This is a genomic window from Nostoc sp., assembly GCF_036916735.1.
Taxonomy (GTDB): domain Bacteria; phylum Cyanobacteriota; class Cyanobacteriia; order Cyanobacteriales; family Nostocaceae; genus Nostoc.
Map to the genome: position 1 here is coordinate 12,498 of NZ_JBALFV010000004.1, position 24,610 is coordinate 37,107.

General features: G+C 42.4%; 20 protein-coding genes. 10 read left to right on the top strand and 10 right to left on the bottom strand.

The window, feature by feature from the left end:
- Positions 1-42: 42 nt before the first annotated feature.
- From V7L20_RS02080 to V7L20_RS02095, 4 genes are all read right to left on the bottom strand, one after another.
- A complete protein-coding gene (locus tag V7L20_RS02080; protein WP_334742470.1) occupies positions 43-180 on the bottom strand; it encodes a hypothetical protein in 138 nt (45 codons plus the stop codon).
- Positions 181-208: 28 nt separating this feature from the next.
- A complete protein-coding gene (locus V7L20_RS02085) occupies positions 209-646 on the bottom strand; it encodes a DUF6918 family protein (protein WP_334742471.1) in 438 nt (145 codons plus the stop codon).
- 264 nt (positions 647-910) lie between these two features.
- On the bottom strand, positions 911-4,258 hold the full coding sequence (locus tag V7L20_RS02090; RefSeq protein ID WP_334742472.1) for an efflux RND transporter permease subunit: 3,348 nt from the start codon (positions 4,256-4,258) through the stop codon (positions 911-913).
- 264 nt (positions 4,259-4,522) lie between these two features.
- Positions 4,523-6,175 carry a mechanosensitive ion channel family protein gene (locus V7L20_RS02095; protein WP_334742473.1) on the bottom strand — a complete coding sequence of 551 codons (1,653 nt, stop codon included), beginning with the start codon at positions 6,173-6,175 and terminating at the stop codon, positions 4,523-4,525.
- Positions 6,176-6,563: 388 nt separating this feature from the next.
- On the opposite strand from V7L20_RS02095, the gene ahcY reads away from it, so the two are divergent.
- The 5 genes from ahcY (at position 6,564) to V7L20_RS02120 (ending at position 9,564) form a co-directional block, all read left to right on the top strand.
- Positions 6,564-7,841 carry an adenosylhomocysteinase gene (ahcY, locus tag V7L20_RS02100; protein WP_334742474.1) on the top strand — a complete coding sequence of 426 codons (1,278 nt, stop codon included), beginning with the start codon at positions 6,564-6,566 and terminating at the stop codon, positions 7,839-7,841.
- A 167-nt stretch (positions 7,842-8,008) separates the two neighbouring features.
- The gene (locus V7L20_RS02105; protein WP_334742475.1) at positions 8,009-8,425 is read left to right on the top strand and encodes a XisH family protein; all 417 of its coding nucleotides are present in this window, start codon (positions 8,009-8,011) and stop codon (positions 8,423-8,425) included.
- On the top strand, positions 8,413-8,742 hold the full coding sequence (locus tag V7L20_RS02110; protein ID WP_334742476.1) for a XisI protein: 330 nt from the start codon (positions 8,413-8,415) through the stop codon (positions 8,740-8,742). The genes V7L20_RS02105 and V7L20_RS02110 overlap by 13 nt, the downstream gene beginning before the upstream one ends.
- A gap of 118 nt (positions 8,743-8,860) precedes the next feature.
- Positions 8,861-9,412: a hypothetical protein gene (locus V7L20_RS02115; protein WP_334742477.1), complete on the top strand. Its 552-nt coding sequence runs from the start codon at positions 8,861-8,863 to the stop codon at positions 9,410-9,412.
- A 23-nt stretch (positions 9,413-9,435) separates the two neighbouring features.
- On the top strand, positions 9,436-9,564 hold the full coding sequence (locus V7L20_RS02120; RefSeq protein WP_334742478.1) for a hypothetical protein: 129 nt from the start codon (positions 9,436-9,438) through the stop codon (positions 9,562-9,564).
- Between the two features lie 187 nt (positions 9,565-9,751).
- Here the strand turns inward: V7L20_RS02120 and V7L20_RS02125 are convergent, their stop codons facing one another.
- The 6 genes from V7L20_RS02125 to V7L20_RS02150 form a co-directional block, all read right to left on the bottom strand.
- On the bottom strand, positions 9,752-11,020 hold the full coding sequence (locus V7L20_RS02125; protein WP_334742479.1) for a bifunctional sterol desaturase/short chain dehydrogenase: 1,269 nt from the start codon (positions 11,018-11,020) through the stop codon (positions 9,752-9,754).
- Between the two features lie 273 nt (positions 11,021-11,293).
- Positions 11,294-11,431, bottom strand: a complete 138-nt coding sequence (locus tag V7L20_RS02130) for a hypothetical protein (RefSeq protein WP_334742480.1) — start codon at positions 11,429-11,431, stop codon at positions 11,294-11,296.
- Between the two features lie 78 nt (positions 11,432-11,509).
- The gene (locus tag V7L20_RS02135; RefSeq protein ID WP_334742481.1) at positions 11,510-11,950 is read right to left on the bottom strand and encodes a hypothetical protein; all 441 of its coding nucleotides are present in this window, start codon (positions 11,948-11,950) and stop codon (positions 11,510-11,512) included.
- A 299-nt stretch (positions 11,951-12,249) separates the two neighbouring features.
- Positions 12,250-13,107 (bottom strand): DUF72 domain-containing protein, encoded by an 858-nt coding sequence (locus tag V7L20_RS02140; protein ID WP_334742482.1) that lies wholly within the window; start codon positions 13,105-13,107, stop codon positions 12,250-12,252.
- 336 nt (positions 13,108-13,443) lie between these two features.
- Positions 13,444-14,115: a pentapeptide repeat-containing protein gene (locus V7L20_RS02145; RefSeq protein WP_334742483.1), complete on the bottom strand. Its 672-nt coding sequence runs from the start codon at positions 14,113-14,115 to the stop codon at positions 13,444-13,446.
- Between the two features lie 178 nt (positions 14,116-14,293).
- Positions 14,294-14,788, bottom strand: a complete 495-nt coding sequence (locus V7L20_RS02150; RefSeq protein ID WP_334742484.1) for a hypothetical protein — start codon at positions 14,786-14,788, stop codon at positions 14,294-14,296.
- An 887-nt stretch (positions 14,789-15,675) separates the two neighbouring features.
- Here V7L20_RS02150 and aroF point away from each other — a divergent pair.
- The 5 genes from aroF to V7L20_RS02175 all read left to right on the top strand — a co-directional run bounded on the left by aroF (position 15,676) and on the right by V7L20_RS02175 (position 23,626).
- Positions 15,676-16,548, top strand: a complete 873-nt coding sequence (gene aroF / locus V7L20_RS02155; protein WP_334742485.1) for a 3-deoxy-7-phosphoheptulonate synthase — start codon at positions 15,676-15,678, stop codon at positions 16,546-16,548.
- A gap of 403 nt (positions 16,549-16,951) precedes the next feature.
- Complete coding sequence (locus V7L20_RS02160; protein WP_334742486.1) at positions 16,952-18,364, top strand: efflux RND transporter periplasmic adaptor subunit; 1,413 nt, start codon at positions 16,952-16,954, stop codon at positions 18,362-18,364.
- 54 nt (positions 18,365-18,418) lie between these two features.
- A complete protein-coding gene (locus V7L20_RS02165; RefSeq protein ID WP_334742487.1) occupies positions 18,419-21,712 on the top strand; it encodes an efflux RND transporter permease subunit in 3,294 nt (1,097 codons plus the stop codon).
- A gap of 409 nt (positions 21,713-22,121) precedes the next feature.
- Positions 22,122-22,682 (top strand): hypothetical protein, encoded by a 561-nt coding sequence (locus V7L20_RS02170; protein ID WP_334742488.1) that lies wholly within the window; start codon positions 22,122-22,124, stop codon positions 22,680-22,682.
- A 17-nt stretch (positions 22,683-22,699) separates the two neighbouring features.
- Positions 22,700-23,626, top strand: a complete 927-nt coding sequence (locus tag V7L20_RS02175) for an NADP-dependent oxidoreductase (RefSeq protein ID WP_334742489.1) — start codon at positions 22,700-22,702, stop codon at positions 23,624-23,626.
- Positions 23,627-24,610 lie beyond the last annotated feature (984 nt).

Sequence of the window (24,610 nt, forward strand, 5' to 3'; positions counted from 1 at the left end):
TGAAAGTTTATTTAAACAATAATTTAGATAGTTTCTAATTATTTACTCTTTCAAGCTGACTCGGTAAATATCAGGAAATGTAGCAAATATAAAGTCTCCAAAACCCTCGCCAAACACCTTGGTGCTATAAGTGTAATCTTTTCCCTGTATGCCAGCCACCGACGCATTGAACGGTGGCATACGTTTATTGTGATTTTTCCCTTCTGGCTTAGGACTTAGTGTAATTATCGATTACTTTGGCTAAATCTGGCACTGCTTCTTCTACGTGCTTTTTGGCTGAACCGCGAAGTTTTTCATAGGTTCCTCGCACGATTTGGCGCTTAGCGTTCTTGACTCTAGCATCGGTGACACCGAGTAGCGCGTCTGCCGTCTGAGAGCGATTTGCATTCAAGTATTCAATTGGATCGCCTTTTTGTACGCCTTCACTCCAGATGGGATCAAGTGCTGTGAAGCACTGCGGTAAAATCTGCTCAACCACGTAGGGGATATACCCTGGCTTAACCCCTTTCAGGGCGGCGAAGGCAGTTTTCAAAGCGATGCCACTCATGCCTGACTTGGATGCAAGCTGTCCTTCAATCATGTTGCAACAGTCATCTATGACCATAGCCTTTTTGGTCGGGTTTAAAAGTCCGTCACTAAGTCCCATTTCACTTTTCCTTATCTAAGTACTTAATTTCTATTCGACTAATTTTTTTAGCAAGCAGGAAATTACAGAAAATGGTATCAGAGTTAGAGGATATTATGAATATAAGCTTTTGGTCTGGGCGTACATAGGTCAATTGATGTCAATTTAAGTTTGCTGGGAAAGCAAGTTGGTAGTAAGCACTTTAGTCTTTATTTTATAAGCACTAAAGTGCTTACTACAAACCTTCAAATTAGGCACTTTGCTAGAGAGATTTAGGAACAAAAATTAGGTTATCCCATCTTGCTGAGACCTTAGCTGTGTCTCTGGCTGAGTTGAGCCAGCAGGCAAAACTCTATGTTCAGATCCTGAAGTTGCATTTGGAGAATCTGGAGGGTTTGAGCCACCCGATCGCTTCTGATAAAATACAGCCTGGGCCAAGCTCTTAACCAAAATATACAAAATTGGCACTAAGAATAAACTCAGGAACGTTGAAAGCATCAGCCCCCCAAAGAGCGCTGTTCCTAAAGACCAACGGCTGCTGGCTCCAGCCCCTTGAGAGATCACCAAGGGCAAAAATCCTAACAGCGCGGCAAAGGAAGTCATTAAGATCGGTCGCAGACGTTCTTGCCCCGCTTTCACTGCCGCGCGCGTGTAGTTCATGCCCTGCTCATGCAGTTGATTGGCAAATTCCACAACCAAAATTGCGTTCTTGGCAGCTAGACCAATTAAAGTCACTAGACCTACCTGGCAATAGATATCATCCACCACTTTCGGGAAAAGGCTACTTGCCATGAAAATATTGGAACGTAGCCAAATCGCCGTCATCGCTCCCAAAACTGCAAGGGGAACTGTCAGCAAAATAATGATCGGGTCAATGTAGCTTTCATACTGAGCTGACAGCACCAGAAAGACAATAATGAAGGCGAAGGCAAAAATCAAGCCTGTAGATCCCCCAGATGTCTTTTCCTGGAGATAAGTCCCTGTCCACTCATAACCAAACCCTTGAGGTAACATTTCTGTTGCTAGTTGCTCCATCGCTTTAATCGCCTGTCCAGAACTAGCACCGGGAGCCGGAGCACCTTGGACTTTGATTGACCTATACAAGTTGTAATGGGAGATGGTTTTCGGCCCCACAAAAGGAGTAACTTTCACCAGATTGCTCAATGGAATCATCGCCCCACTCGCAGAGCGGACATACAGCTTGCCAATATCATCTGGATTAGAGCGGAAAACCCCATCTGCTTGGACATATACTCGATACTGTCGCTGTCCCTGCACAAAATCATTCACATATTGCGACCCTAAGTAACTTTGCAATGTTCCAAAGATATCGCTGAGTTCGACACCAAGAGCTTTGGCTTGGTTGCGGTTTACTTGGATGTCAAACTGAGGAGTGTCTGCGGTGAACTGAGTGAAGACTCGTTGGAGAGCAGGGTTTTTATTGGCCGCCCCAATGAACTTTTGAGCAGTATCAACCAAGGTTTGAATCGGCGCACTTCCGGTTTTGTCTTGAATGATAAACTCAAAACCACCTGTAGTACTTAACCCTCTAACTGGAGGAGCATTCACAGCGATCGCTCTAGCATCTGTAATTGCAGAGAGCTTTTTGTTTATCCTCTGAAGTATTCCATAAACAGACTCAGATTCTTTAGGTCTGTCTTTCCAGGATTTCAGGTTAGCAAAGGCAATGCCTAAATTAGAAGCATTGCCATCGAAACCAAAGCCACTGATCATAAAACTAGCTTGAACTTCGGGAAGCGATGTTACTTCTTTAACAACCCGATCCATCACAGATTCGGTGTATTTCAAAGAAACCCCATCAGGCCCTTGGACAACTACAAAGAAGTAACCCTGATCTTCCTCTGGAATAAATCCAGTAGGCACTGCTTTGTACATCAAAGCCGTTGCTAATAAACCAGTGATGAAAACCCCAATTACAATCGGCTTGATATGGGTAAGGTAACTAACAAACCCGACATAGCGGCGCGTAAACCAGCTAAATCCCCGATTAAACTGCGAAAAAAACCACCCCAAAGGGCCCTGTGGAGTCTGAGCAGGGCGCATGAGGATGGCTGCCATACTTGGAGAGAAAGTTAAAGCATTGAAGGTCGAAATGGCAATAGAGCAAGCAACGGTTAACCCAAATTGTTTATAAACAATCCCAGTTGTGCCCGGAATGAATGTAACTGGAATGAATACCGCCATAAGTACGAGTGAAGTGGCAATGATTGCCCCAGTTAACTCTTTCATGGCTTCCATCGCAGCCTCCAAAGGTCTCAAGCCCTGCTCCAGTTTGACTGCAACTGCCTCCACCACAATAATGGCATCATCGACAACAAGACCAATGGCCAGCACAAAACCAAACAAGGTCAGTGTATTAATCTGAAATCCTAAAACCAACAGAGCTGCACACGTCCCAACCAGGGAAACGGGGATCGCCACAGTGGGAATGATCGTGGTACGCCAATCTTGTAAAAAGACGAAAATTACCAAGACCACCAGGATAATCGCTTCAACCAGAGTATGTAGAACTTCTTCTAAGGAAATTTCTACAAATGGAGTGGTATCAAATGCCACCTGTCCTTTTAGTCCAGGTGGAAAACTCTTCTTTAATATTTCGATCTGGTTTTCAACTGCATGGGCAACGTCCAGAGCATTACTACCAGGAAGTTGATATATCCCCAAACCCACTGCTGGCTTGGGAGCATTTCCTGGGATGGTGAATTTGGCATCAGCGAAATAGTTTTCTGCTCCTAGTTCAACTCGACCGATATCTCTGAGCTTAACTAGGGTGCTATTGCGGGTGCTATTACTGCTGCTATTAGTGGTGCTGGTACTATTAGTAGTGCTATTAGTGCCACCTTGACTTACCTTCAGCACCATATCCTCAAATTCAGCCGCATCTTTAAATCGACTGGTTGCCCGTAAAGCAAATTCAAAGCTTTGATTATCTGGTGCTGGTTCCTTACCAATTGCCCCTGCACCTACCTGAATATTTTGTTCTTGCAGGGCAGTTGTCACATCTTGAGGAGTTAGTTGATGTTGGGCAAGCTTGTTGGGGTCAAGCCAAAGACGCATGGCATATTTGCGCTCCCCAAAAATTGTAGCTTTTCCTACACCCGGCAGCCGTTTGATCTGATCGAGAATATACAGATCGACATAGTTGCTGATAAAAATGTTGTCATACTCATTATTCTCTGAGTAAAACCCATAGACCAAAAGGAGACTGCTCGATGCCGTTTCAACGGTGACACCTGTTCGTTGAACAGTATCTGGCAATTGAGGGTCAGCAAGTCCTTCTTTATTTTGAACGTTTACTTGAGCAATGTCGCTATTGACATCAGTTGGGAAGGAGACAGTTATATTGCTGGAACCATCATTACCCGTATTAGAAGATATATAAGATACATCTTTAACACCATTAATTTGTCGTTCAATAATGTTGGTAACAGTGCTTTCTGTTGTTTGAGCATCTGCACCAATATTGTTAGAGCTAACAGTGATTTGCACTGGGGCGAGGTCTGGTAGCTGAGAAATGGGAAGGATCGGAATACAAATACTCCCCAGCAGCAAAATAATGAACGTGCAGACCGTCGTCAGGACTGGACGTCTGATGAAGGTATTGACAAACATAAATTACGGAAAAGTTCAAGACTCGTTAGTGAGGTAGTAGCTTTTTATTAATATAAGGATTATTAAGGTTTAGTGTAGGCGATCGCACAAAATTGGGCATTGGGCATTGGGTATGGTTATTCTCCTTATCCCAGCCCCCAGCGATGCACTGAGCGCAGTCGAAGTCTCCCCAGCGATGCACTGAGCGTAGTCGAAGTGTCCCCAGCTAGGAGAAGTTAGAGTTTGGTCTAATCAACTGAAAAAGGCGGTAATAAATCCAAATTTCTAATTATCTTTGCTATTACTCTGAAAATTCAACAATTGCTCATCATTGACCCAAATTGCTTGTTGAGGCACAGAGATGGAAATTCCAGCTTCGTCTAGGGCAACTTTCAGACGGCGGCGAAACTCGCGTGCTACATCCCATTGTTTGAGGGGCTGTGTTTTAATCCATACACGAATAACCAAACCGCGATCGCCAAATTGATCTATTCCCAAAACTTGCGGTGTTTCCAAAATTTGACGCTCCCATTGCGGATCTTTATCCATCTCAAAACCAATACTTTCAATCAACTTTAAAGCCTCTTCTGTATCAGCTTGGTAGGCGATGGGGATCGTTAAATCAGCTCGTGACCAACGGCTAGAAAGATTGGCAACAACTTTAATTTCACCATTGGGAATTGTGATCAAGCGCCCTTCGGAATCGCGTACTTGGGTCATCCGCAGATTTAAATTTTCTACTAAGCCTCCCACGTCTCCCACAGTAATCACATCGCCTAAAGCGTACTGGTCTTCTAAAATAATCAAGAAACCGTTAATCGCATCTTTAATTAAGTTTTGCGAAGCTAGAGACACTGCAACACCAACTAAACTCACACCCGCTAGCAAGGGAACGATATCTATTCCCAATGACACCAGTGCTAGCAAAAAGCCTATTCCTATGCAGATACCAGTAGCAATGCTTTTAGTCACGCCAGAAAATGTAGAAACTCGCAGTTGCAGTCGTTCAGAACTTTCTGGAGTCAATAAAACACTACTGCTAATCAAAGTGGTGGTAAAGCGGTCAATCAGGGCATAGATGAGACGGATTGCTACGTAAGTTCCCAGCAACACAACACTTAATCGCAAAGGAAATTGGGCAACTGTGAGAATCCCTACCTGAAATGGTCGTGTGTAGGGAAATAGACCCAAGATAAAGAAACTTCCACCTCCCCAAATTCCGGCTTGAGTTAACTGAAATAATTGTCTCTTGACTTCTTGAATATGTTTATGTTGCTGTTGATTCAGTTGTGTTGTAATTGGTTCGGCTGCTGGTGAAATTGGGGAGTTTACAGAACCTCTAGGCGATTGGGAGGCAAGGGAGTATATTGCATCGTTTTTGGAACGCCTTTGCCAGCTATATACCCCCCAACTCATGATAATCATTGTCAGTCCAATGCCCGCAGCAATTTTGCCTTGCTCGATTAAAAATTGAGTTTGTCTTTCTTGCTTTGCTTGTTGCAAGTCTTCTTGTAACGATTCTTTAACTTGATTTGCCGATGTCGATATATCTACTTCTCGAAGTCCAGCATCCTCAGAAGTGACGGTCATTAGGTATTGGTCGTTGACATAAATTACTGGTAATTGGTTTACTTCCCGAATATCTATCTTGACTGATGTTTTTGCTGGCGACTGAAAGTAATTTTGGGCAATTTTCTCCAACTTATTTTGGATATCTTCTGAACGCTCAGGAAAGTTAGTTTTAGATGCCGCTATCTGAAATAACCGACGACCATCTAAATAAATCCAGCCTGTAACAAGTCTACTATTTGAATCATTACTCACACTGCTAGGAGCTTGTAGCAGCTGCGGTAACAATGGAATTTGGGCTGTGGCTTTTGGCACAGATACAACAGCTATGGCCATTGAACTAGCGATCGCCAAAAATTGAAAGCGCACTCAAACACCTCCTTGAGTAAAATCTATTAACCATTACTTTAACTATCCTGCGTAATTACTTTGGGTAGATGTACCTATCTAAAGTTGAAGTTTTGCTTTGAGACAATGAAATTTTGATGTTTTTTTTGTACACCTTCTATCTGTAGACAGATGACGATGTACTTAAAATCAGGATTAAAGACTTAAAAAGTCTTACTTTTTCCAAAGATAAAACAAAAAGGAAGAACCTGGGGATGAAGTTGACATTCCGCCGATCAAACGTCAAGCTAGTTTTGAGGACTATTGACTAGTGATTTGCTTTCATACAAGCAAAAATCGTCAGTAGTAGAATAACCTAGTAGAGTGCGTAAATTTTACGTAGCTTTTTTATTTTTTGAGGTAACTTTTGATGACCGCAACTTCTCCCCGATTAAAGCACGAGGTTAAAGACCTCGGCCTAGCTGCCTTGGGTAGACAGCGCATTGAATGGGCTGGACGCGAAATGCCAGTTTTGCGGCAAATCCGCGATCGCTTTGCTATCGAGAAACCCTTCACTGGTTTACGTCTTGTAGCTTGCGCCCACATTACAACAGAAACAGCACACTTGGCGATCGCTCTGAAAGCCGGTGGTGCAGATGCGCTTTTAATTGCTAGCAATCCCTTATCAACTCAAGATGACGTAGCAGCTAGCCTTGTCGTTGATCATGAAATTCCCGTCTTTGCTCAAAAAGGCGAAGATAATGCAACTTATAGCCGCCACGTCCAAATAGCTTTAGATCATCGCCCCAATGTCATTATTGATGACGGTAGCGATGTAGTTGCAACTCTGGTACAAGAACGCCAACACCAAATTGCTGATTTGATTGGCACCACAGAAGAAACTACCACCGGCATTGTGCGCCTCCGGGCCATGTTCAAAGATGGCGTTCTCACCTTCCCCGCAGTGAACGTCAACGATGCCGACACCAAGCACTTCTTTGATAATCGCTATGGTACTGGGCAATCGACCCTAGACGGCATTATCCGCGCCACAAATATTCTGCTGGCTGGTAAAACCATTGTCGTAGTTGGTTATGGCTGGTGTGGTAAAGGTACAGCCCTGCGCGCCCGTGGTCTAGGTGGTAATGTAGTTGTTACCGAAATTGACCCCATCAAGGCAATTGAAGCTGTAATGGATGGTTTCCGCGTTCTACCAATGGCAGAAGCTGCTCAAGTTGGCGACTTGTTTGTTACAGTTACAGGTAACAAGCACGTAATTCGCGCCGAGCATTTCGATGTGATGAAAGACGGTGCGATCGTTTGTAACTCTGGTCACTTTGATATTGAACTTGACTTGAAATACTTGGCTTCTCAAGCTAAGGAAATCAAGGAAGTCCGTCCCTTCACCGAAGAGTATAAGTTAACAACTGGTAAATCGGTTGTCGTTCTTGGACAAGGACGTTTGATTAACCTGGCTGCGGCTGAAGGACATCCCAGTGCAGTTATGGATATGAGCTTTGCCAACCAGGCTTTAGCTGTTGAATACTTAGTGAAGAATAAGGGTAAGCTGGAACCTGGCTTGCATTCAATTCCCATTGATGTAGATAAAGAAATTGCTCGACTCAAGTTGGAGGCTATTGGAATTAAGATTGATAGCCTAACACCAGATCAAATTGAGTACATCAATTCTTGGACTACTGGAACTTGATGATTGATTAATTGATTTTTTAGGGGATAGGCTTTTGAGCTTATCCCTTTTTTATGTTTCGCGCATACTGCAAGCAGAACCCGCAGGAAAGATGCAAATAGTACGAGATATAATAGCTTATAAAAAAATTAGGTAAAATAAGATTTAAAATATTTTTTTGAGTTTCCATGTCAGCGAAAGATATCTTTCACAACGCAGTTCGTTTAGCTTTAGAAAAAGATAGTTGGAATATTACTCACGATCCTTTGTCTATTACAATTGATGGTATTGAATTTTATATTGATTTGGGAGCAGAAAGACTCTTAGCAGCAGAAAAAGAAGGGCAAAAGATAGCAGTTGAAGTCAAATCTTTCATAGGTAAATCAGAGGTAAGTGAATTTCATACAGCTTTAGGACAAACACTTAACTATCGCTCTGCCTTGAGAAGAAAACAACCCGATCGCCTTTTATATCTAGCAGTTCCTTCTGAAGTGTACCGGGAATTTTTTCTGATCCAGTTTATTCAAGAAGTTATTGCTGAACATAAATTAAAGTTACTTGTATTTGAACCAAGCAAGCAGGAGGTTATCTTATGGAAGGAATGAAATATTCTGAATTAGTGCAAACTGTTTTAGAAAAACATACTGAAAATCATCTATCTGAGGATACAGAAAAAGAGCTAATTTTTGATTGTCAGAGAAATCGCTATCTTTTAGTTCATGTAGGATGGGAAAAAGAAGAACGGGTTTATGGTTGTGTTGTTCATGTAGATATTAAAGATGGAAAAATTTGGATTCAGCGCGATTTTACTGAAGAAGGAATAGCGAATCAGTTAGTAGAATTAGGTGTGCCGAAAACAGATATTGTTTTGGGTTTTAGATCACCTTATGTTCGGCAGTTTACTGGTTTTGCATCTGTTTAAATTTTTCTGCATTCTATCCCGCCTTTTGAAAATTGACTAAAAATAAAATTATGGCTATCATAGTCCGTATCAATTCTGATAACGACATTTTTAATATCGATTAAATAATTTAAAATATATGATTGATAGTAATGTGCTTAATAATCTACCAGCTATCATAGGTTTGTCCCTAGCTGGTGTGTACCTTATTTATAAATCTATACTGATTGCTTATAGATTAGATATAATCATAGAACTGTTCAATTGGCTTAAACATATACCAATTATTATGCCATTTTTATTATTTATATTATCTCCATTTATTTCAACTTTAATAGGTGACATTTTTTGGAAAAATCCAAATGAATTTATAAAGGCTTTTACTCCAATCACTTGCATCACAGCCTATATCGCATATCAACAATATCAAATTAATCGACAGCAGTTAAGAAAAAACTTATCTGACAAGCGATTACAAATTTATGTATCCGCTATGGCTTTAGTCACTTCTGTTAAAATGAATAGCACTGAAATAATACAAGAGAAAATCAAGAGTTTTTTACCTGGACTATTTGAAGCAGAATTTTTATTTGGTAAAGAAGTTAACGATAAACTTACAGCAATTTATGAAAAAGCCAATGAATTAATTGATTTAAAAAGTTGTATTGATGATGCAGTAGTCTCAACCTAGATGAAGAAAGTGTTGCTCAACTCTTGAATTTACCATTATTACATCGCGATCCTTTTGATAGGATGTTGATTTGTCAAGCTTTACGACATAATTTAACAATTGTAACTGTAGATCCGGCAATTCATTCCTACTCGGTCAGTGTTTTATATTAGGGTAATAATTCCTCAAAATTTAGAATAAAATAGCCTTTACATTTTAAAAGTGCATAAGCAGAGGTTTTTTAGCATTCAATAATTAGCAGTTACTTAAAGCGATATTTGCGACAAACTACGCTTACGCAAAACTACACGCGATAGGGGCAATTCATGAATTGCCCCTACCTGAAAATAAGGGTTTCGGCTATTGTTTGCGTAAGTCCTGTTCACTTTTCGCAGTCCGGCTAAAAAGTCGATAGTATAGCGATGTACTAGTTTCCTTTAATGGAAACAGCAGATAAGTGAGAGGATTTATTGCCACAATAATATTTCGGAAGTCGCGCCGTGCCAAAAATAAGATAGCACGAGCAACTTGCTGTGCAGACATCACTCCATAAGGATTCAGTTGACTCTTAAACGGGCCAAGAATTAATTTGCGAATTACACAATCTCCGTCCAAACGCTTAAGGGTAATAATATCTCCTAGCGCTCTTTTACTGAGTTCATAAAGTGGACTCAGTGCTGGAGAAACCTCAGCCTCAGAAGTGTTTACCCAAATTTCCTTGGTTGCTTTTGCTTGTGGCCCTGTTACAGTTGTCAAAAATATATCCATCAACCGCAATGCTGAAAACGTATTTACCTGATAAGAAGAGTTGATAGCCTCCGATGTTCGGCTGGCGTAGACATTGATTCCGTGGTTGATAATTAAAATATCTACTTTCTCTAAACTATCCCTCAAATTGGCTTCATTACCCAACTGCCAGGGAACCACCTTCACCCCGACTTGCTCGACTAATTTTTCTGGATTAGTGGTTAATGCCACGACTTTAACATTATTCTTTACAAGTTCAGCCGCTAATGCTTGTCCCAACGCTCCTGATGCTCCGGTTAAAGCGATGGTTTTACCCTTGAGAGACAGTCCTGTGCCAAGAATTTTATCCACTAGAGGAAAGACACCACTGTAGTAGGCATTGACATCATCAAAATGATGCCGCCAATGGTAAGACCGATTCACCCACCAAATGGATGGAATTGTCTCTAAAGGGCCGGGTAGGTGGTTGTAATCTGTATCAATTTTTCCCTGGAAATATCGTACAGATGCGCCATATAAGAAGGTGCAAGCATAAGCTACTCCCAGCCATAATCCCATTTGCTGGACAATTAAGGCAATAACTACTAATACCACTAGCAGTAGACTCGACTCTAAAATGTCGTGATAGAGTTGGGATTCTTGATAAACTTTCAGAGAAACTATCGATAAATCGCGGCGATAAGCCATGTGGTGCTTGTTGTGCCATTTAGCAAGCCAATTGACTTGGTGACACAAAGCATGATAGCTGTCTCTCAAGACCTCAGTGAGTAAAAGTGAAAAAACTCCCCAAGTAAGAAACTGCAAGCTGGCATTTAGCCAAACCCAATTAATTTGTAAGCTTGTCTCAATTCCCATCAAGTTTTCAGATAGCATTTTTATCATCTTTGTCTATACTCGTTTTTCTTAATCATTCTTCAAGTGGTAATTAAGGTTGAGTCTAGAGCAAATAAAAATCAAAGGGAATAGGGAATAGGGAATGAGGAGTAAGGAATGGGAAATGAGGGAGGCAAGGGGACAAGGGGACAAAAGTTAGAACTTGTAACGCCGTCTTTCCCTTTGCCTTGTCGCCGATTTTCCTTGTCCCCTTGTCTCTTGCCAATGCCCAATGCCCCCCGCTCATACTACCAACCGTCGGAATTAGCTATCATATCCAGTTCAATAGAGCAAAAACCAATGTTGACCAACTGCAATTGAGATGGCGATCGCAGCAGCATATAATACTTTATTGCCAACGTGTGGAGCGGATAACTTCGGCTCGTGCTGCTTCTGGCACAAATGAAAAATCCATAGCATATTTTAACTTACTAAAGTAGAGAAGTTAGTTCTTAAAACCATAATTCAGCTTGTTTTAAGGACTAAATCCTGCCTTCTTCAAATAGCTCTTTGCCGGGGATGTTGCCCGTTTAACCCTTGTTTAATCCAACTTAGACATTCATATTCGGATTGGAATAATTTTGGAGCTGCAATATTGTTTAATAACTCTGGTGGATAATGATCGTAAAAATATTTGTCTCCTTCTTGGAAAATGATTATCAAATTGTTTCGGTAAATATAGCGAGACTTAAAACTATCTTTGTGACTAACAACCTCTGAATTTTGATCTATATCTTCTTTAGCAATATCAATGATATTACTAACACTATTTCCATATATTTTTGCTGGGTTTTCTGCCTTATGAAATTGGCTGGTGCGTCCAACCTCCGATAACAACTTATACGAATAAATCTCGTAATTATCAAGTTTACCAAAAACAAATGGAATGATAAGATATCCTTTGTAAGAAACTGAATTTTCATAAAGAAGACGATTCATCTCAACCTCCTTTGGTGTAACTGCTCTCAAAAAATTCGCTTAAATCACATTCACATTAAAAATCAATACTTTTCTGTTAAATATATTCATATATCGCCTAAGCTCTCACCGCCATTTAACAAAGAGAGTTATTATCTTTTTTGTCAAGCAAAAAAGAATATCAAGCTTTAACAAAAAACTATCGTAGCACTAATTATCGCTCTTTTTTTAATTACTAAACATTAGATATTTAATAAAAGTTAAAAAATTATAAATCTCATTCTATTGGTCTGCTCACCCTACTCCTTGCATTCTGCTTTTCAAGACCATAAACTGAGTTGATTAGGGGGATGCTCAAGATTATTCCAAGGTAAGGGTGAAACTGGTGTATTACTCTGTTCCAATAGCTGTTGCAAGTGACGGGCTGTGTTAGGCGAGCGCGCTTCTATTGGACAATGAACAAAAAAATAAATTCGCACTCCCATCTGTAACCATTGCTGAATCTGCTTTACCCACTCTTCCATAAACGGCTGATTCACTGATAAATTTGGATGAGAAATAAACCGAATCAGAGTAAAAGGTGCTGTCACACTCAATTGCAACGGTAATTTGGGTTTACGTCGTTCTGATTGCAACTGGGGGTCATCATCTCCAGTATAAATGGGGCGCGAGTCTAACAATACCCGTCCCACACCCAGCCTTTCTAAAAGCGCTGTCAAATTACTCGCATGGGGTTCTCTGAACCAGTCGGGATGCCGAACTTCTAACGCTAGAGGTGCTTCTGTACGCGGCCAAGCTTCCAGAAAGTTGGTCAAATCGTCAAGCAATGCAGGTGCATAACTGGGTGGTAACTGGGCAAATATCGGGCCAAGACGCTTACCTAAAGGGCGCATCCCTTCCAGAAATTTTAATGCGGCCGGAATATAAGGTTTCAGCAATCCTTGATGGGTAATATCTCGCGGTAATTTCAGACAAAATTCAAAACCTGTTGGTGTTTCGGCAGCCCAACGGGTTACAGTTTCTTGGTTAGGTACGGCATAAAAGGTGGTGTTACCTTCTACAGTGGTGAAGCGACGACTGTAGAGATGGAGAAAATCGGCAGTGCGAGTGCCTTGGGGATAGAGTTCACCCACCCAACCTTTATATGCCCAAACAGCACAACCGATAAAAAAGTTCACAGTGCTTAAAAGCCTTGAGGTATCATATTTGATTTTACAGGCAAGTTGTAGGGATGAAGCTAGTACCGCAAGGCGGAAGTCATATCATGTCCGGCTAAAGACTTATCATTTAGAGCGCAGTTCTTGCTGTGGGCAGGGAGCAGGGAGAAAAAGGCTTTTCCAATTTTTGCACAGATACGGTAATCATAAGTGATTCACCGGACATGATATCAAAAGTCAAAAATCACGTATGTTTTAATTTTGAGGGTATTGTAGTAAGCACTGAAGTGCTTAAAAATCAAGGACTAAAGTCCTTACTACGAACTTTTTCACTTTAGTACTTTAGGGGAGCCTCAGCTATTGATAAATTGAACCATCAGGCATAATTGCCCCTGCTAAGTTAGTACCAACTAATTTAACCAGAAGGCGCTCACCAGAACGAATCCGCGCTCCCGTTAAGTCGGCTCCTCGTAAGTCCGCCCCACTAAGATCCGCTCCAATCAAATTAGCAGCACGTAAATTCGCCTCTCTAAGATCCGCTAAAAGTAGGTTTGCCCGAAATAAATTTGCTTCAGATAAATTCGCTCCTCTGAGGTTGACTTTGTGCATGAAAGTATCGCTGAGATTAGCCCCACTCAAATTGGCATAACTCAGATTTCTACCAGATAAGTCTTTATTGCTCAAATTTGCCCGACTGTAGTCTTTGCCACTCAAGTCTGAGTTTTGCTTTGGTGGTTTCTGGGGTGGTTTCTGGATTGTTTGAGATGGTTTTTCCTGTTGAGGTGGCGGTGAGTGATATGTGGTTTGATGTGTGGTTTGATGTTTGGTTTTTAGAGAGCGCAATTTTTCACGAGCTTCATTTATGGCTTTGAGCTTGTCTTGTGCTTTCTGCTGTAAACGGAGATTGTCTTTGGGAATGCGATCGGGATGCCAAACAAAGACTAAATCTTTGTAAGCCTGGTTCACTTCCTCAAGTGTTGCTCCAGGCTCTAATTCCAAAATTCTATAGTAGTGCTCCAGATCGCTCATACGATATTTTGGTGGACAATCAACTTAATTATGAGTGATGGAGCCATTTATTCGCTGCATTATTTGTTATTGGGGATTGGGGATTTGGAAGAAACTTGTTCAATATTTCTCTCTGTTATCTTTTTCATCCCCCTAGTCCCCAGCGATGCACTGAGTTTATCGAAGTGTCCCCAGTCCCTCATCTCCCCATCTCCCCATTTCTCCATCGCGCGATCCCTCTCAAATATGCTGCAACTGGAATCTGATAAATTTCAATCACAATCCAAACAATAATTGATAGATGTGATAAGAAAGTTAATATCGTCCAAATATATGGCGTCCACGTAATGGGTTCTTTGAGATTAGCAGGAAAATAGTAAGCTACTATGCCAATTAGAGTAGTGGGAAGAATTACAAAAACTGCTGCTGCTAGTCCATAACCCCAACCTAATTCCACACCTTCCAACTGGCCTTCTGTCCAACTAAACCCATTCCAACGCCAAATTAAGGGTGGTTGCCTAGAAGGCATCTTAATTTGCTCTAGTTCTAAGTTGACTGTAAAAATCTCTTGACAAAAGTCACAAGCCATAGCTTCCATCAATGGCATGTGAGAAATCTTACCTATCCGACAGACTGGGCAGGGGTAAACTCCATAATAGTCGAAAGATTGGACTAAGATTTTGGAACTGGGCATAATCAAACTGAATGATCCTAAAAAGTTGATCTAGTCAATGAGGACTTGGGTAGAAATAATGTATGGCGATCGTCAATTGTTTACAATAAGCTTCGTAAGGGGAGATGATAAGTCAGGAGAATTATATATTTTAACTTCTCAATCCTGGCTTTTTAAACTTCTGTCTCTTAGAAGTCACCGTTTAAAGTTATCTCTGATAACTTTGATTTAGCTGTATTCTATTGCTTTAGAGAATCGCCAGATTCTGAATTTTTAGATTTTTCACCATTGATTTTTGCTCATCTACACTATTCATTAGTCATGACACAACAATAATTTGTAACTTTATTAACTATGGTGATATTTAATGACAAACAGCTTTCTTCGTCTACGCAAACAAGCAACTAGCACTTTACTACACAATTAGAGTAGGGCGTGATTTTGAATTTTGCAGAGCGTTACTAGTCTTTTACTCCCACATTTATACTGAGTCTATCGCTTTTTTAAGGTTTATGGGGGTCTTGACACCGCTTACTTTTCCTGTTAATGTTATTATAAATAGGCATATTTCTTAAGTTTTACAACAAAAGCCCCACAAATGCTTCACACAAATTTCTACTTTTATTTTTGGTCTAGGGTGGTTCACCGGGAGTGAATTAAGTTTCCTAACGGAAACCCCCCGGTGAACCGCAGAGCGAACTCTGCGGTTTTTATTGTTTTAAGGAGAATTTCATTGTCATGACTTATTTGAATAGCTGGTTTTATGGCTTTTACTTTTGGCCCAGACTAAGTTCCGGGTAGATAGCGTCATGTCGATGATTCAGAACGCGCCCGGAACTCCTCAAAGGTTCCGGGCTTTTTTGTTATCGCAAAATAGTGTCCAATAATTTTTTTAGGAGAATAGAATCATGATTAACGCCAAACTTGCCGCACAATCTCATCCGAACCACCAAACAATCGTTAAAATCTCAAAAAAAGTCGCTTTCGGGGGCAAAGAACTGGTAATTATCGGTGGCCCCTGCACTGTTGAAAGCTTAGAACAAATGGAGATAGTCGCTCAAAAGCTATCTACTGCATCGGTGCAGGGGTTGCGTGGCGGTGTCTACAAACCCCGCACATCTCCCTACGCTTTCCAGGGTATGGGAGAAGAAGGATTGGAGATTTTGGCAAGGGTGCGATCGCATTACAATATGCCAGTTGTCACCGAAGTTATGTCAATTTCACAAATTGAAGTAGTCGCCGCCCACGCTGATATGCTTCAAGTTGGTAGCCGCAATATGCAAAACTTCGATTTGCTCAAAGCTTTGGGGCAAGCTGGTAAACCAATACTGCTTAAACGTGGGTTAGCAGCGACAATTGAAGAATTCGTTATGGCTGCTGAATACATTCTCAGCCACGGAAATCCTAATGTGGTGTTGTGCGAAAGAGGTATCCGCAGTTTCGATGATTACACCCGCAACGTCCTGGATTTAGGGGCAGTGGCAGCACTCAAGCAAATAACTCACCTGCCTGTGATTGTAGATCCCTCCCATGCGGTTGGGAAACGAGAACTGGTAGCACCTGTGGCTAGAGCTGCGATCGCTTGCGGTGCTGATGGATTAATTATTGAATGTCACCCAGAACCAGAAAAATCTGTTTCTGATGCCCGTCAAGCACTTTCTTTAGAAGATATGGTGCATTTAGTTGATAGTTTAAAGCCTGTAGCAACAGCCGTTGGGCGCAGTATATCAGAAGCAATCGGGGTGGGTTCCAAACCTGCCCCAATTTTTTGTGCTGCTTAAATTTATCATTTGTCATTGGTCATTAGTCATTGGTACTAATGACTTTGATTTTTGCATGGCTTTTTATGAAAACAAGCGATTGCAGGAGAGTGTCACAAAGACAAGCGATGTTTTTGTAACTGTGGGATGAGCCAAAATATTTATTCTGGCTGAAAGACAAACTGCGATGCCTATGGCGGTAAACTACGCCTTCGTAAAATAAAGTCACATCAAGTTTTACAACAATTTCTTTCCTAAAGGGGTAGGCGAAAAAAGTAATTACTTAGTAAACTAATGGTTAGTTTAGCTAATATTATGCTTTTCTAATCAGAATTAATCACAACTAACATTTTGCAGAAAATGCGATGTCTAATGACAAGCTAGTACGTATCTGTGCTTTCCCCTTTCCCCCAGAATTGTTGATATGCGCTGTTTAGCCCCTGTTCAGACGATAAAGCCTTCGTCCTTGGCTGCTCAAACTGTTCCTCGTTTTCAGAGCGTTATTCAAAGAGGGCGGTTATCGCTACTTATATTAGGTATAGCCTACTTGTCTAGTGCCTGTAATGCTTCCGAAGCCGAATCAACTGGAAAAGAAGCAGGAAAAAAACGAGCTGTGCCAGTTGTGGTTGCTACTGCGGCTCAAAAAACGATTCCAATACAGTTATCGGCTACGGGAACTGTAGAGGCATATTCTACTGTATCTGTCAAGTCTCAGGTGGGTGGACAACTTACGGGAGTCTATTTTCAGCAAGGACAGAACGTTAATAAAGGAGACTTGTTATTTATAATTGATTCCCGCCCTCTACAAGCCGCACTGATGCAAGCTAATGCTGCCAAAGCTAAAGATTTAGCGCAGGTGAAACAGGCAAAGGCAAATGTGCTACAAGCGATCGCCCAGGTGAACCAGGCAAAAGCGAACGTTCTAAAGGATAAGTCCCAGTCAACAAACGCAAATGTGCAGGCTCGACGTTATGCCAGTTTGCTCAAGCAAGGGGCAATCAGTAAAGAACAGGCCGAACAGTATCAGACTACTGCTAATGCTCAACAGGCAACAGTGAAAGCAGATCAAGGTGGAGTGGCAAATGCTCAGGCAGCAGTGGCAGCAGCCCAAGCAGATGTCCAAAATGCTCAGGCGGTAGTAGTGGCAGATGAAGCTGCGATCGCTAATGCCAAAGTTCAGCTTTCTTATAGTTCCATTTACTCACCAATTGCCGGACGTACAGGCAGCCTGAAGCTAAATCAAGGCAACTTAGTACAGGCGAATGCCACCGATCCGTTAATTACAATCAGCCAAATTCGCCCGATTTACGTTAACTTTTTCATTCCCCAGCGACTGCTGCCAGACATCAAAAAATATAGTGCTAACGGTAAGTTAGAAATCGATGCTTTACCTCCTAAAGATCCAGGGCATCCGGTACGAGGCGAACTCACCTTTGTTGATAATGGAGTCAATACCCAAACAGGCACAATTCAACTTAAGGGAACTTTTACCAACGCTGACGAACGCCTGTATCCAGGACAGTTTGTCAATGTAGTACTCAAACTGAGCCAAGAACCAAATGCCATTACTGTTCCTTCTCAAGCGGTACAGAGTGGACAACAGGGGCAGTTTCTCTATGTAGTCAAACCTGACAAAACAGCAGAAATGCGTTCAATTAAGGTAGGTGACACCGTTGGGAACGAAACGGTAATTAAGCAAGGGTTGAACCCAGGCGAACAAGTAGTCACTGATGGACAATTCAACCTAGTACCTGGTGCCACAGTCCAAGTGAAACCGGAAGTAGGAAGCAGAGGGGCAGGTGGGCAGGGAGCAGGGGGAGCAGGGGGAGAAAGGTAAACTCCTCATTTTTCACTCCTCACTCCTCACTCAGCACTTATTGAAGGGAACGCGATGAACATTTCTGAGCTATTTATCCGGCGACCAATCATGACAACCTTAGTTATGGTTGGCATTTTGATATTTGGGCTGATCGGTTACCAACAGCTACCCGTTAGCGACCTGCCTAATGTGGATTATCCAACACTTCAGGTAACAGCTAACCTGCCCGGAGCAAGCCCAGAAACGATGGCTGCCTCAGTAGCAACTCCTTTAGAGCAGCAGTTTTCTAGCATCGCGGGAGTGAGTTCGATGAACTCTACCAGTTCTTTGGGTAGTGCCCAGATTACGCTGCAATTTGACCTAAATCGGGATATAGACGGGGCAGCACAAGATGTGCAATCTGCTATTTCTAAGGCGGCGAGGCAGCTGCCCACGAATATGCCTAATCCACCATCTTATCGAAAGGTCAATCCGGCGGATCAGCCTGTTCTCTATATATCACTCAATTCGTCTATTCTGCCCTTGTCAACTGTAGATAAATATGCTGAGACATTGCTGGCACAACGCCTCTCAATGGTAGATGGGGTGGCGCAAGTGCAGGTGTACGGCTCCCAAAAGTATGCAGTACGAATTCAAGTTGACCCGGAATCGCTGAGTGTCAAAGGAATAGGAATTGATGAAGTAGCTGATGCGATCGCTAACGGAAATGTCAATTTACCTACTGGCACACTTTACGGTCAACAGCAGAATTCTACCATCCAAGCAAACGGTCAACTCAACGATGCCGCCAGCTATCGCTCCCTGAATGTAGCTTATCAAAATGGCGCACCAGTGCAGCTAGGTGAACTAGGTCAAGTCTTGGACAGCGTGGAAAATGATAAGATTGCGAGTTGGTATTTTCCTGTCAAAAAGGACACTAAAGGCGCACAGGAGAAATCCTCAATCCAAAATCCAAAAGCCAAAGTCCAAAATTCTGGTGTGCGGGCGATCGTTTTAGCAATTCAGCGCCAACCGGGAACTAATACCGTTCAAGTAGTGGATGCCATCAAGAAACTGCTACCTACCTTTCGGACACAGATTCCGGCGGCTGTGAACATGGATATTCTCTACGATCGCTCCCAGTCAATTCGGGAGTCGGTAGATGATGTACAATTCACGCTGTTACTCACCATCGCCCTAGTGGTACTAGTAATCTTTCTATTTCTTCGCAATATTTCTGCTACAGTCATTCCCAGTTTGGCAGTACCGCTTTCGATAGTAGCGACTTTTGCGGTCATGGTACTACTGGGCTTCTCGCTCGATAATCTATCACTGATGGCGTTAACCCTTTCAGTAGGTTTCGTGGTAGATGATGCCGTAGTCATGCTAGAGAACATTGTCCGCCACATGGAAATGGGCGAAAGCCGCATGGAAGCAGCCCTAAATGGTTCTAAAGAGATTGGTTTCACAATTTTATCTATGACCATCTCTTTGGTAGCAGTATTTATCCCGATACTGTTCATGGAAGGTATTCTGGGGAGATTATTCCGCGAGTTTGCCGTTACCATCAGCGTTGCCATCTTGGTATCTGGGGTAATTTCCCTCAGCTTGACGCCAATGCTGTGTTCAAGATTCTTGAGTCCACCTCATCATGAACTCGAGAGTGAGGGAGCAGGGGGAGCAGGGGAAGCAGAGGAAGCAGGCGAAGAAATTCTCAATTCCCAATCCAAAATTCAAAATCATTCGACTGAGCGCTCACGCCGAAGTCCAAAATCCCGAATCAAAAACTTTAATCGTCGTCTCTACAACTTTTCAGAAAACGTTTTTAATATAATATTGGGCGGATATGATTGGAGTTTAAAGAAATCACTCAAATATCACCGTACAACGATGGTGATTTCGGGAGCGATTCTTTTAGCGACAGTGTATCTATTTATAGTTGTGCCTAAAGGGTTTGTTCCCAACGCAGATGTTGGACAAATTACGGCAACTACTCAGGCATCAGAGGATATATCCTTTGATGAAATGGTAAAACATCAACAGGCTGTAGCTGCGATCGCTTACCGCGATCCGAATGTCGATTCCATCAACTCCAGCGTTGGGGCTGGTGGCCCGAATGCTTCCGCCAATGCTGGCAGAATTTTAATTGAACTCAAGCCCCGCCATGAGGGTCGTCTCAGTGCTGATGAAGTTGTCCAAGAACTCCGACCTAAGTTGTCACGTGTGCCTGGAATTAAGGTATTCTTACAAAATCCCCCAGCGATTAATGTCGGTGGACAACAAACAAAAGCACAGTATCAATTTACTCTGCAAACTCCCAATATTCAGGAGCTTTACCAGTACGCTCCAGCTTTAGAAGAAAAACTGCGATCGCTCTCAGATTTACAAGATGTCAACAGCGATTTGCAAATCAAAAATCCACAAGTAAAAGTAGACATTAATCGCGATCAAGCTTCGGCTCTAGGTTTGACGGCTAATCAAATCGAAACTGCTCTGAGTAATGCTTATGGCACTCGCCAAGTTTCCACCATCTACGCCCCCGATAGCCAGTATCAAGTAATTATGGGCGTGGAACCAAAATATCAGCAAAATGCCAACGCCCTAGATTTACTCTCAGTTCGTGCCCCCAGTGGACAACTTGTACCACTCAACGCTGTAGCAACCTTGAGCAAAGATGTGGGCCCCTTGACTATCAACCACAAAGGGCAACTGGCATCTGTCACCTTCTCCTTTAACCTGAAGCCAGGAGTGTCACTCGGTAACGTCACTGGCAAAATTGAGGAACTCGCCCGTCAAACACTGCCACCTACTATTAGTACAGGCTTCCAAGGTTCAGCGCAGGCATTCCAGTCATCGATTCAGGGCTTAGGACTGCTACTACTGGTTGCCATCTTCGTGATTTATATTGTGTTGGGGATTCTCTACGAGAACTTCATTCACCCGTTGACAATTCTTTCTAGCTTACCCTCTGCTGGATTTGGGGCACTGTTAACCTTGTTGCTGTTTCAAGTTGACTTAAATATTTACGCTTTTGTGGGCATTATCCTGCTGGTTGGCATTGTGAAGAAAAACGGGATCATGATGGTTGACTTTGCAATTATTGCCCGTCAAAATGGCAAAACCCCTTATGATGCTATTTATGAAGCTTGCTTAGTAAGGTTCCGTCCAATTATGATGACGACAATGGCAGCACTTATGGGTACGCTACCTATCGCCCTCGGTTTGGGAGCCGGAGCAGATACACGCCGCCCCCTTGGTTTAGCAGTAGTTGGGGGATTAGTGTTCTCGCAGTTTCTCACACTTTATTTGACGCCCGTTTTCTACACCTACATGGAGTCTTGGCAAACAAAGCTTAAGAAGCACAATTGGCGCAAACAGTCAATTTAATTTGTTGATTGAAAACTTTATCTGATTACTGGTAAAAATGTTTGAGCAAGTAATAGTGTCACTTGCTCAAACATTCAATTGAAAGAGGAAGAATAACGCTTTTGTGCTACTTCCTTAAGTGGTAACACAAGATAAGTAAGTTTTGCTCCTACTGGGTTTCGTACACTACCTAAGCCTTTGGTCTTAATCGCAACTGTATCAAAGTCTTGTTTTTGCCCATTTTCAAGCTTGACAGATGGTACAGCAACGTTAACTCTAGCTCACCTTGATCCGCATTTGGCTTTAATATAACAGTAATCAGTAAATCCAAGCAGGTTTTTTGCCTGCTGATTTCCTGACCTCGAAAAGTAATTTGTAAGCATAAATTGGGCTTGTTTGCGATCGCAAACTTTCAAACAGGACATTAAATATGGAGCTAGAACACAAAAATGCAGCCGGGATATTTCCCGATCGCCAACACACTGAGTCAGCCCTTAATCAACTTAAAGCGGCTGATTTTCCCATGAACAAAGTTTCAGTTGTTGCTCAACACCTCAACTCAGAAGATGTGACGCTTAAAGCAACAGAGGCAACTGTACAGTCTGAAGCTCAATTTGCCCGCGATCGCACAATCGAGCGGATCGAGCATGGTGCGTTAGATGCTGGAAGTTGGGGCAGTATTATCGGCTTTTTAGGAGGTGGACTAATAACCTTAGCAATTCCAGGCATTAGCTCGATTGTCTTGGCTGGAGCAAGAGCTGCCTCGGTGGGACTGGCAACAGGAGCCTTTTATGGAGCTGTTGCAGGCGGCTTACTCGGAGCCGCGATCGGCACGAACATTCCCGATGAGCAAGTCAAGCTTTACAACGAGCGGTTAGCACAAGGACAGGATTTGATAGTCCTTGAGGGAACGGATGATGAACTTCAACAAGCTCAAACCGTTTTGAAAACGCAAGGGATTCAGGACTGGATCATTTTTGATACTTTATAACAATCTGGATGAGTAACATGATGCAAGCAATCCGCATTCATAACTATGGCGAATCAGACGTACTGATGCTAGAAACGATCGCGCAACCCGAACCACAACCGAATGAAGTACTAATTCGAGTTCAGGCTGCCGGAGTCAATCCGCTCGATTGGAAAATCCGGGCAGGCTACATGAAAGAAGTTTTTCCAATGCCTTTACCGTTTACACCTGGAATGGATGTCGCAGGCATTGTGGAAGCGATCGGCGTTGATGTCAAAGCGTTCCAAGTCGGTCAAGAAGTTTATGGCGAATTGAAAATGGGAGCTTATGCTCAGTTCGCAACGGCTCCACAAGATGCGATCGCGCTCAAACCTAAGACACTCGATTTTGTGCAAGCGGCATCAGTGCCGATGGTATCAATGACTGCCTATCAAGGGCTGTTTGATCATGCTGATCTCAAGCCAGGTCAAACCGTGCTAATTCATGCTGCATCGGGCGGAGTTGGCATGTTCGCAGTGCAATTTGCTAAATGGAAAGGAGCGCACGTCATTGGAACTGCCTCAGGCGCGAATGCAGAATTTGTTCGATCTCTGGGTGCAGATCAAGTGATTGACTACAGCACCACACCCTTTGAACAAGTTGTTGAGAATGTTGATGTAGTTCTAGATACGTTAGGCGGCGACACGCAAGCGCGTTCTTATTCAGTGCTGAAGCCGGGTGGTATTCTGGTTTCAACCGCCGCTCCCCCCAATGCTCAAAAAGCTCAAGAACGAGGTATCCGTGCAGAGATGATGAATATGGAAACCTCGGACTCGCTGCTACAGGAGATTGCTAGTTTACTCGATTCCGGGCAGATTAAGACGATTGTTGCTCAGACGTTTTCTTTGTCTGAAACCCGTCAAGCTCAGGAATTGAGTCAGGGCGGTCATGTCCGGGGCAAAATCGTGCTGCAAATCAATGCTTAATCCTCTATGGAGCTAACGAACACTCTAAGCATCGGAGTGTTTTCAATTTTTTGATCAATTTGATAGCTGGCTTGTTTGCTCACACCTATTTGCCAAAAAAACCTTCATTCCAGAGGGGAGTTTTTTATGTATCATAGTTATTTTTGATAGTTCACTTCTATTAACTTTCCCATAATTGCGATCGCCTGGGTTGGGTGCTTGGTGCGATCGCAAAAGTTATTTAATCTACTTTGATGACAAAATTTTTGATTGCAAAAATAAGAAAGTTTGTCTCAACCAGAGTCTTAGAGATTGTCTATGCAAGCATTATAGTATTGCACCTGTAGCTGTCAGTTTTGGGCTGAAACTTATTCTGCTGCATCAATCACGAAACGAGAGCGCTATAGAAGTTCTTAGCGACTTGACATTAGCAAAATAAGAGAAGTAGCAGCAACCATTTAGAGTCGATTGCAATTTGGTTGGTTGTGTGGTTCAGGGAACAAATCTGCGTTTATTTGAATTTCTCCTGCAACCACTCTTCAGGCTTGAGCAACCATTTGTGATTCTGTTACAACAACTGACAATGCTGAAGTCAAAGTTTTAAAGGCTTCGTTATTAGGAAATAGGGATTTCTCTACGCGACGTGCGTTCGCATAATAGCATCTCGTAGAGATTGCGGCAAGCTGCTTTACGTCTACGTTAACAGGACTTACGCAAAATACCTCTTAACTTTTATTCCTCCGTTTTGTCTGTGTCTGGAGTGGTAGGCTGCGGCAACGATTTTGCGTTATCTGTGCGTAACCCCTAGTTAAAAAAATTGAATTTGACAAAGAGTTTTAGCCTTAACCCAAGCGTATTGGGTTATATATATCTTCAGAACTGGGATTAAGATAAGGACGCTGTAAATCTATTAGAGGGTGTTTATAAAATAAATATTAAGCAGTAGAGTAACGACGATTGCGGGCTAATCGACGTAAGATTAGATGCGTCATAGCAGCGTAGATC

Coding starts and splice junctions, on each gene's coding strand:
- V7L20_RS02170 (WP_334742488.1), top strand. CDS start 22,122: ATGGAGCTAGAACACAAAAATGCAGCCGGGATATTTCCCGATCGCCAA.
- V7L20_RS02165 (WP_334742487.1), top strand. CDS start 18,419: ATGAACATTTCTGAGCTATTTATCCGGCGACCAATCATGACAACCTTA.
- V7L20_RS02175 (WP_334742489.1), top strand. CDS start 22,700: ATGATGCAAGCAATCCGCATTCATAACTATGGCGAATCAGACGTACTG.
- V7L20_RS02115 (WP_334742477.1), top strand. CDS start 8,861: ATGATTGATAGTAATGTGCTTAATAATCTACCAGCTATCATAGGTTTG.
- V7L20_RS02145 (WP_334742483.1), bottom strand. CDS start 14,115: ATGAGCGATCTGGAGCACTACTATAGAATTTTGGAATTAGAGCCTGGA.
- ahcY (WP_334742474.1), top strand. CDS start 6,564: ATGACCGCAACTTCTCCCCGATTAAAGCACGAGGTTAAAGACCTCGGC.
- V7L20_RS02125 (WP_334742479.1), bottom strand. CDS start 11,020: ATGATAAAAATGCTATCTGAAAACTTGATGGGAATTGAGACAAGCTTA.
- aroF (WP_334742485.1), top strand. CDS start 15,676: ATGATTAACGCCAAACTTGCCGCACAATCTCATCCGAACCACCAAACA.
- V7L20_RS02110 (WP_334742476.1), top strand. CDS start 8,413: ATGGAAGGAATGAAATATTCTGAATTAGTGCAAACTGTTTTAGAAAAA.
- V7L20_RS02135 (WP_334742481.1), bottom strand. CDS start 11,950: ATGAATCGTCTTCTTTATGAAAATTCAGTTTCTTACAAAGGATATCTT.
- V7L20_RS02085 (WP_334742471.1), bottom strand. CDS start 646: ATGGGACTTAGTGACGGACTTTTAAACCCGACCAAAAAGGCTATGGTC.
- V7L20_RS02090 (WP_334742472.1), bottom strand. CDS start 4,258: ATGTTTGTCAATACCTTCATCAGACGTCCAGTCCTGACGACGGTCTGC.
- V7L20_RS02130 (WP_334742480.1), bottom strand. CDS start 11,431: ATGCTATGGATTTTTCATTTGTGCCAGAAGCAGCACGAGCCGAAGTTA.
- V7L20_RS02150 (WP_334742484.1), bottom strand. CDS start 14,788: ATGCCCAGTTCCAAAATCTTAGTCCAATCTTTCGACTATTATGGAGTT.
- V7L20_RS02105 (WP_334742475.1), top strand. CDS start 8,009: ATGTCAGCGAAAGATATCTTTCACAACGCAGTTCGTTTAGCTTTAGAA.
- V7L20_RS02080 (WP_334742470.1), bottom strand. CDS start 180: ATGCCACCGTTCAATGCGTCGGTGGCTGGCATACAGGGAAAAGATTAC.
- V7L20_RS02160 (WP_334742486.1), top strand. CDS start 16,952: ATGCGCTGTTTAGCCCCTGTTCAGACGATAAAGCCTTCGTCCTTGGCT.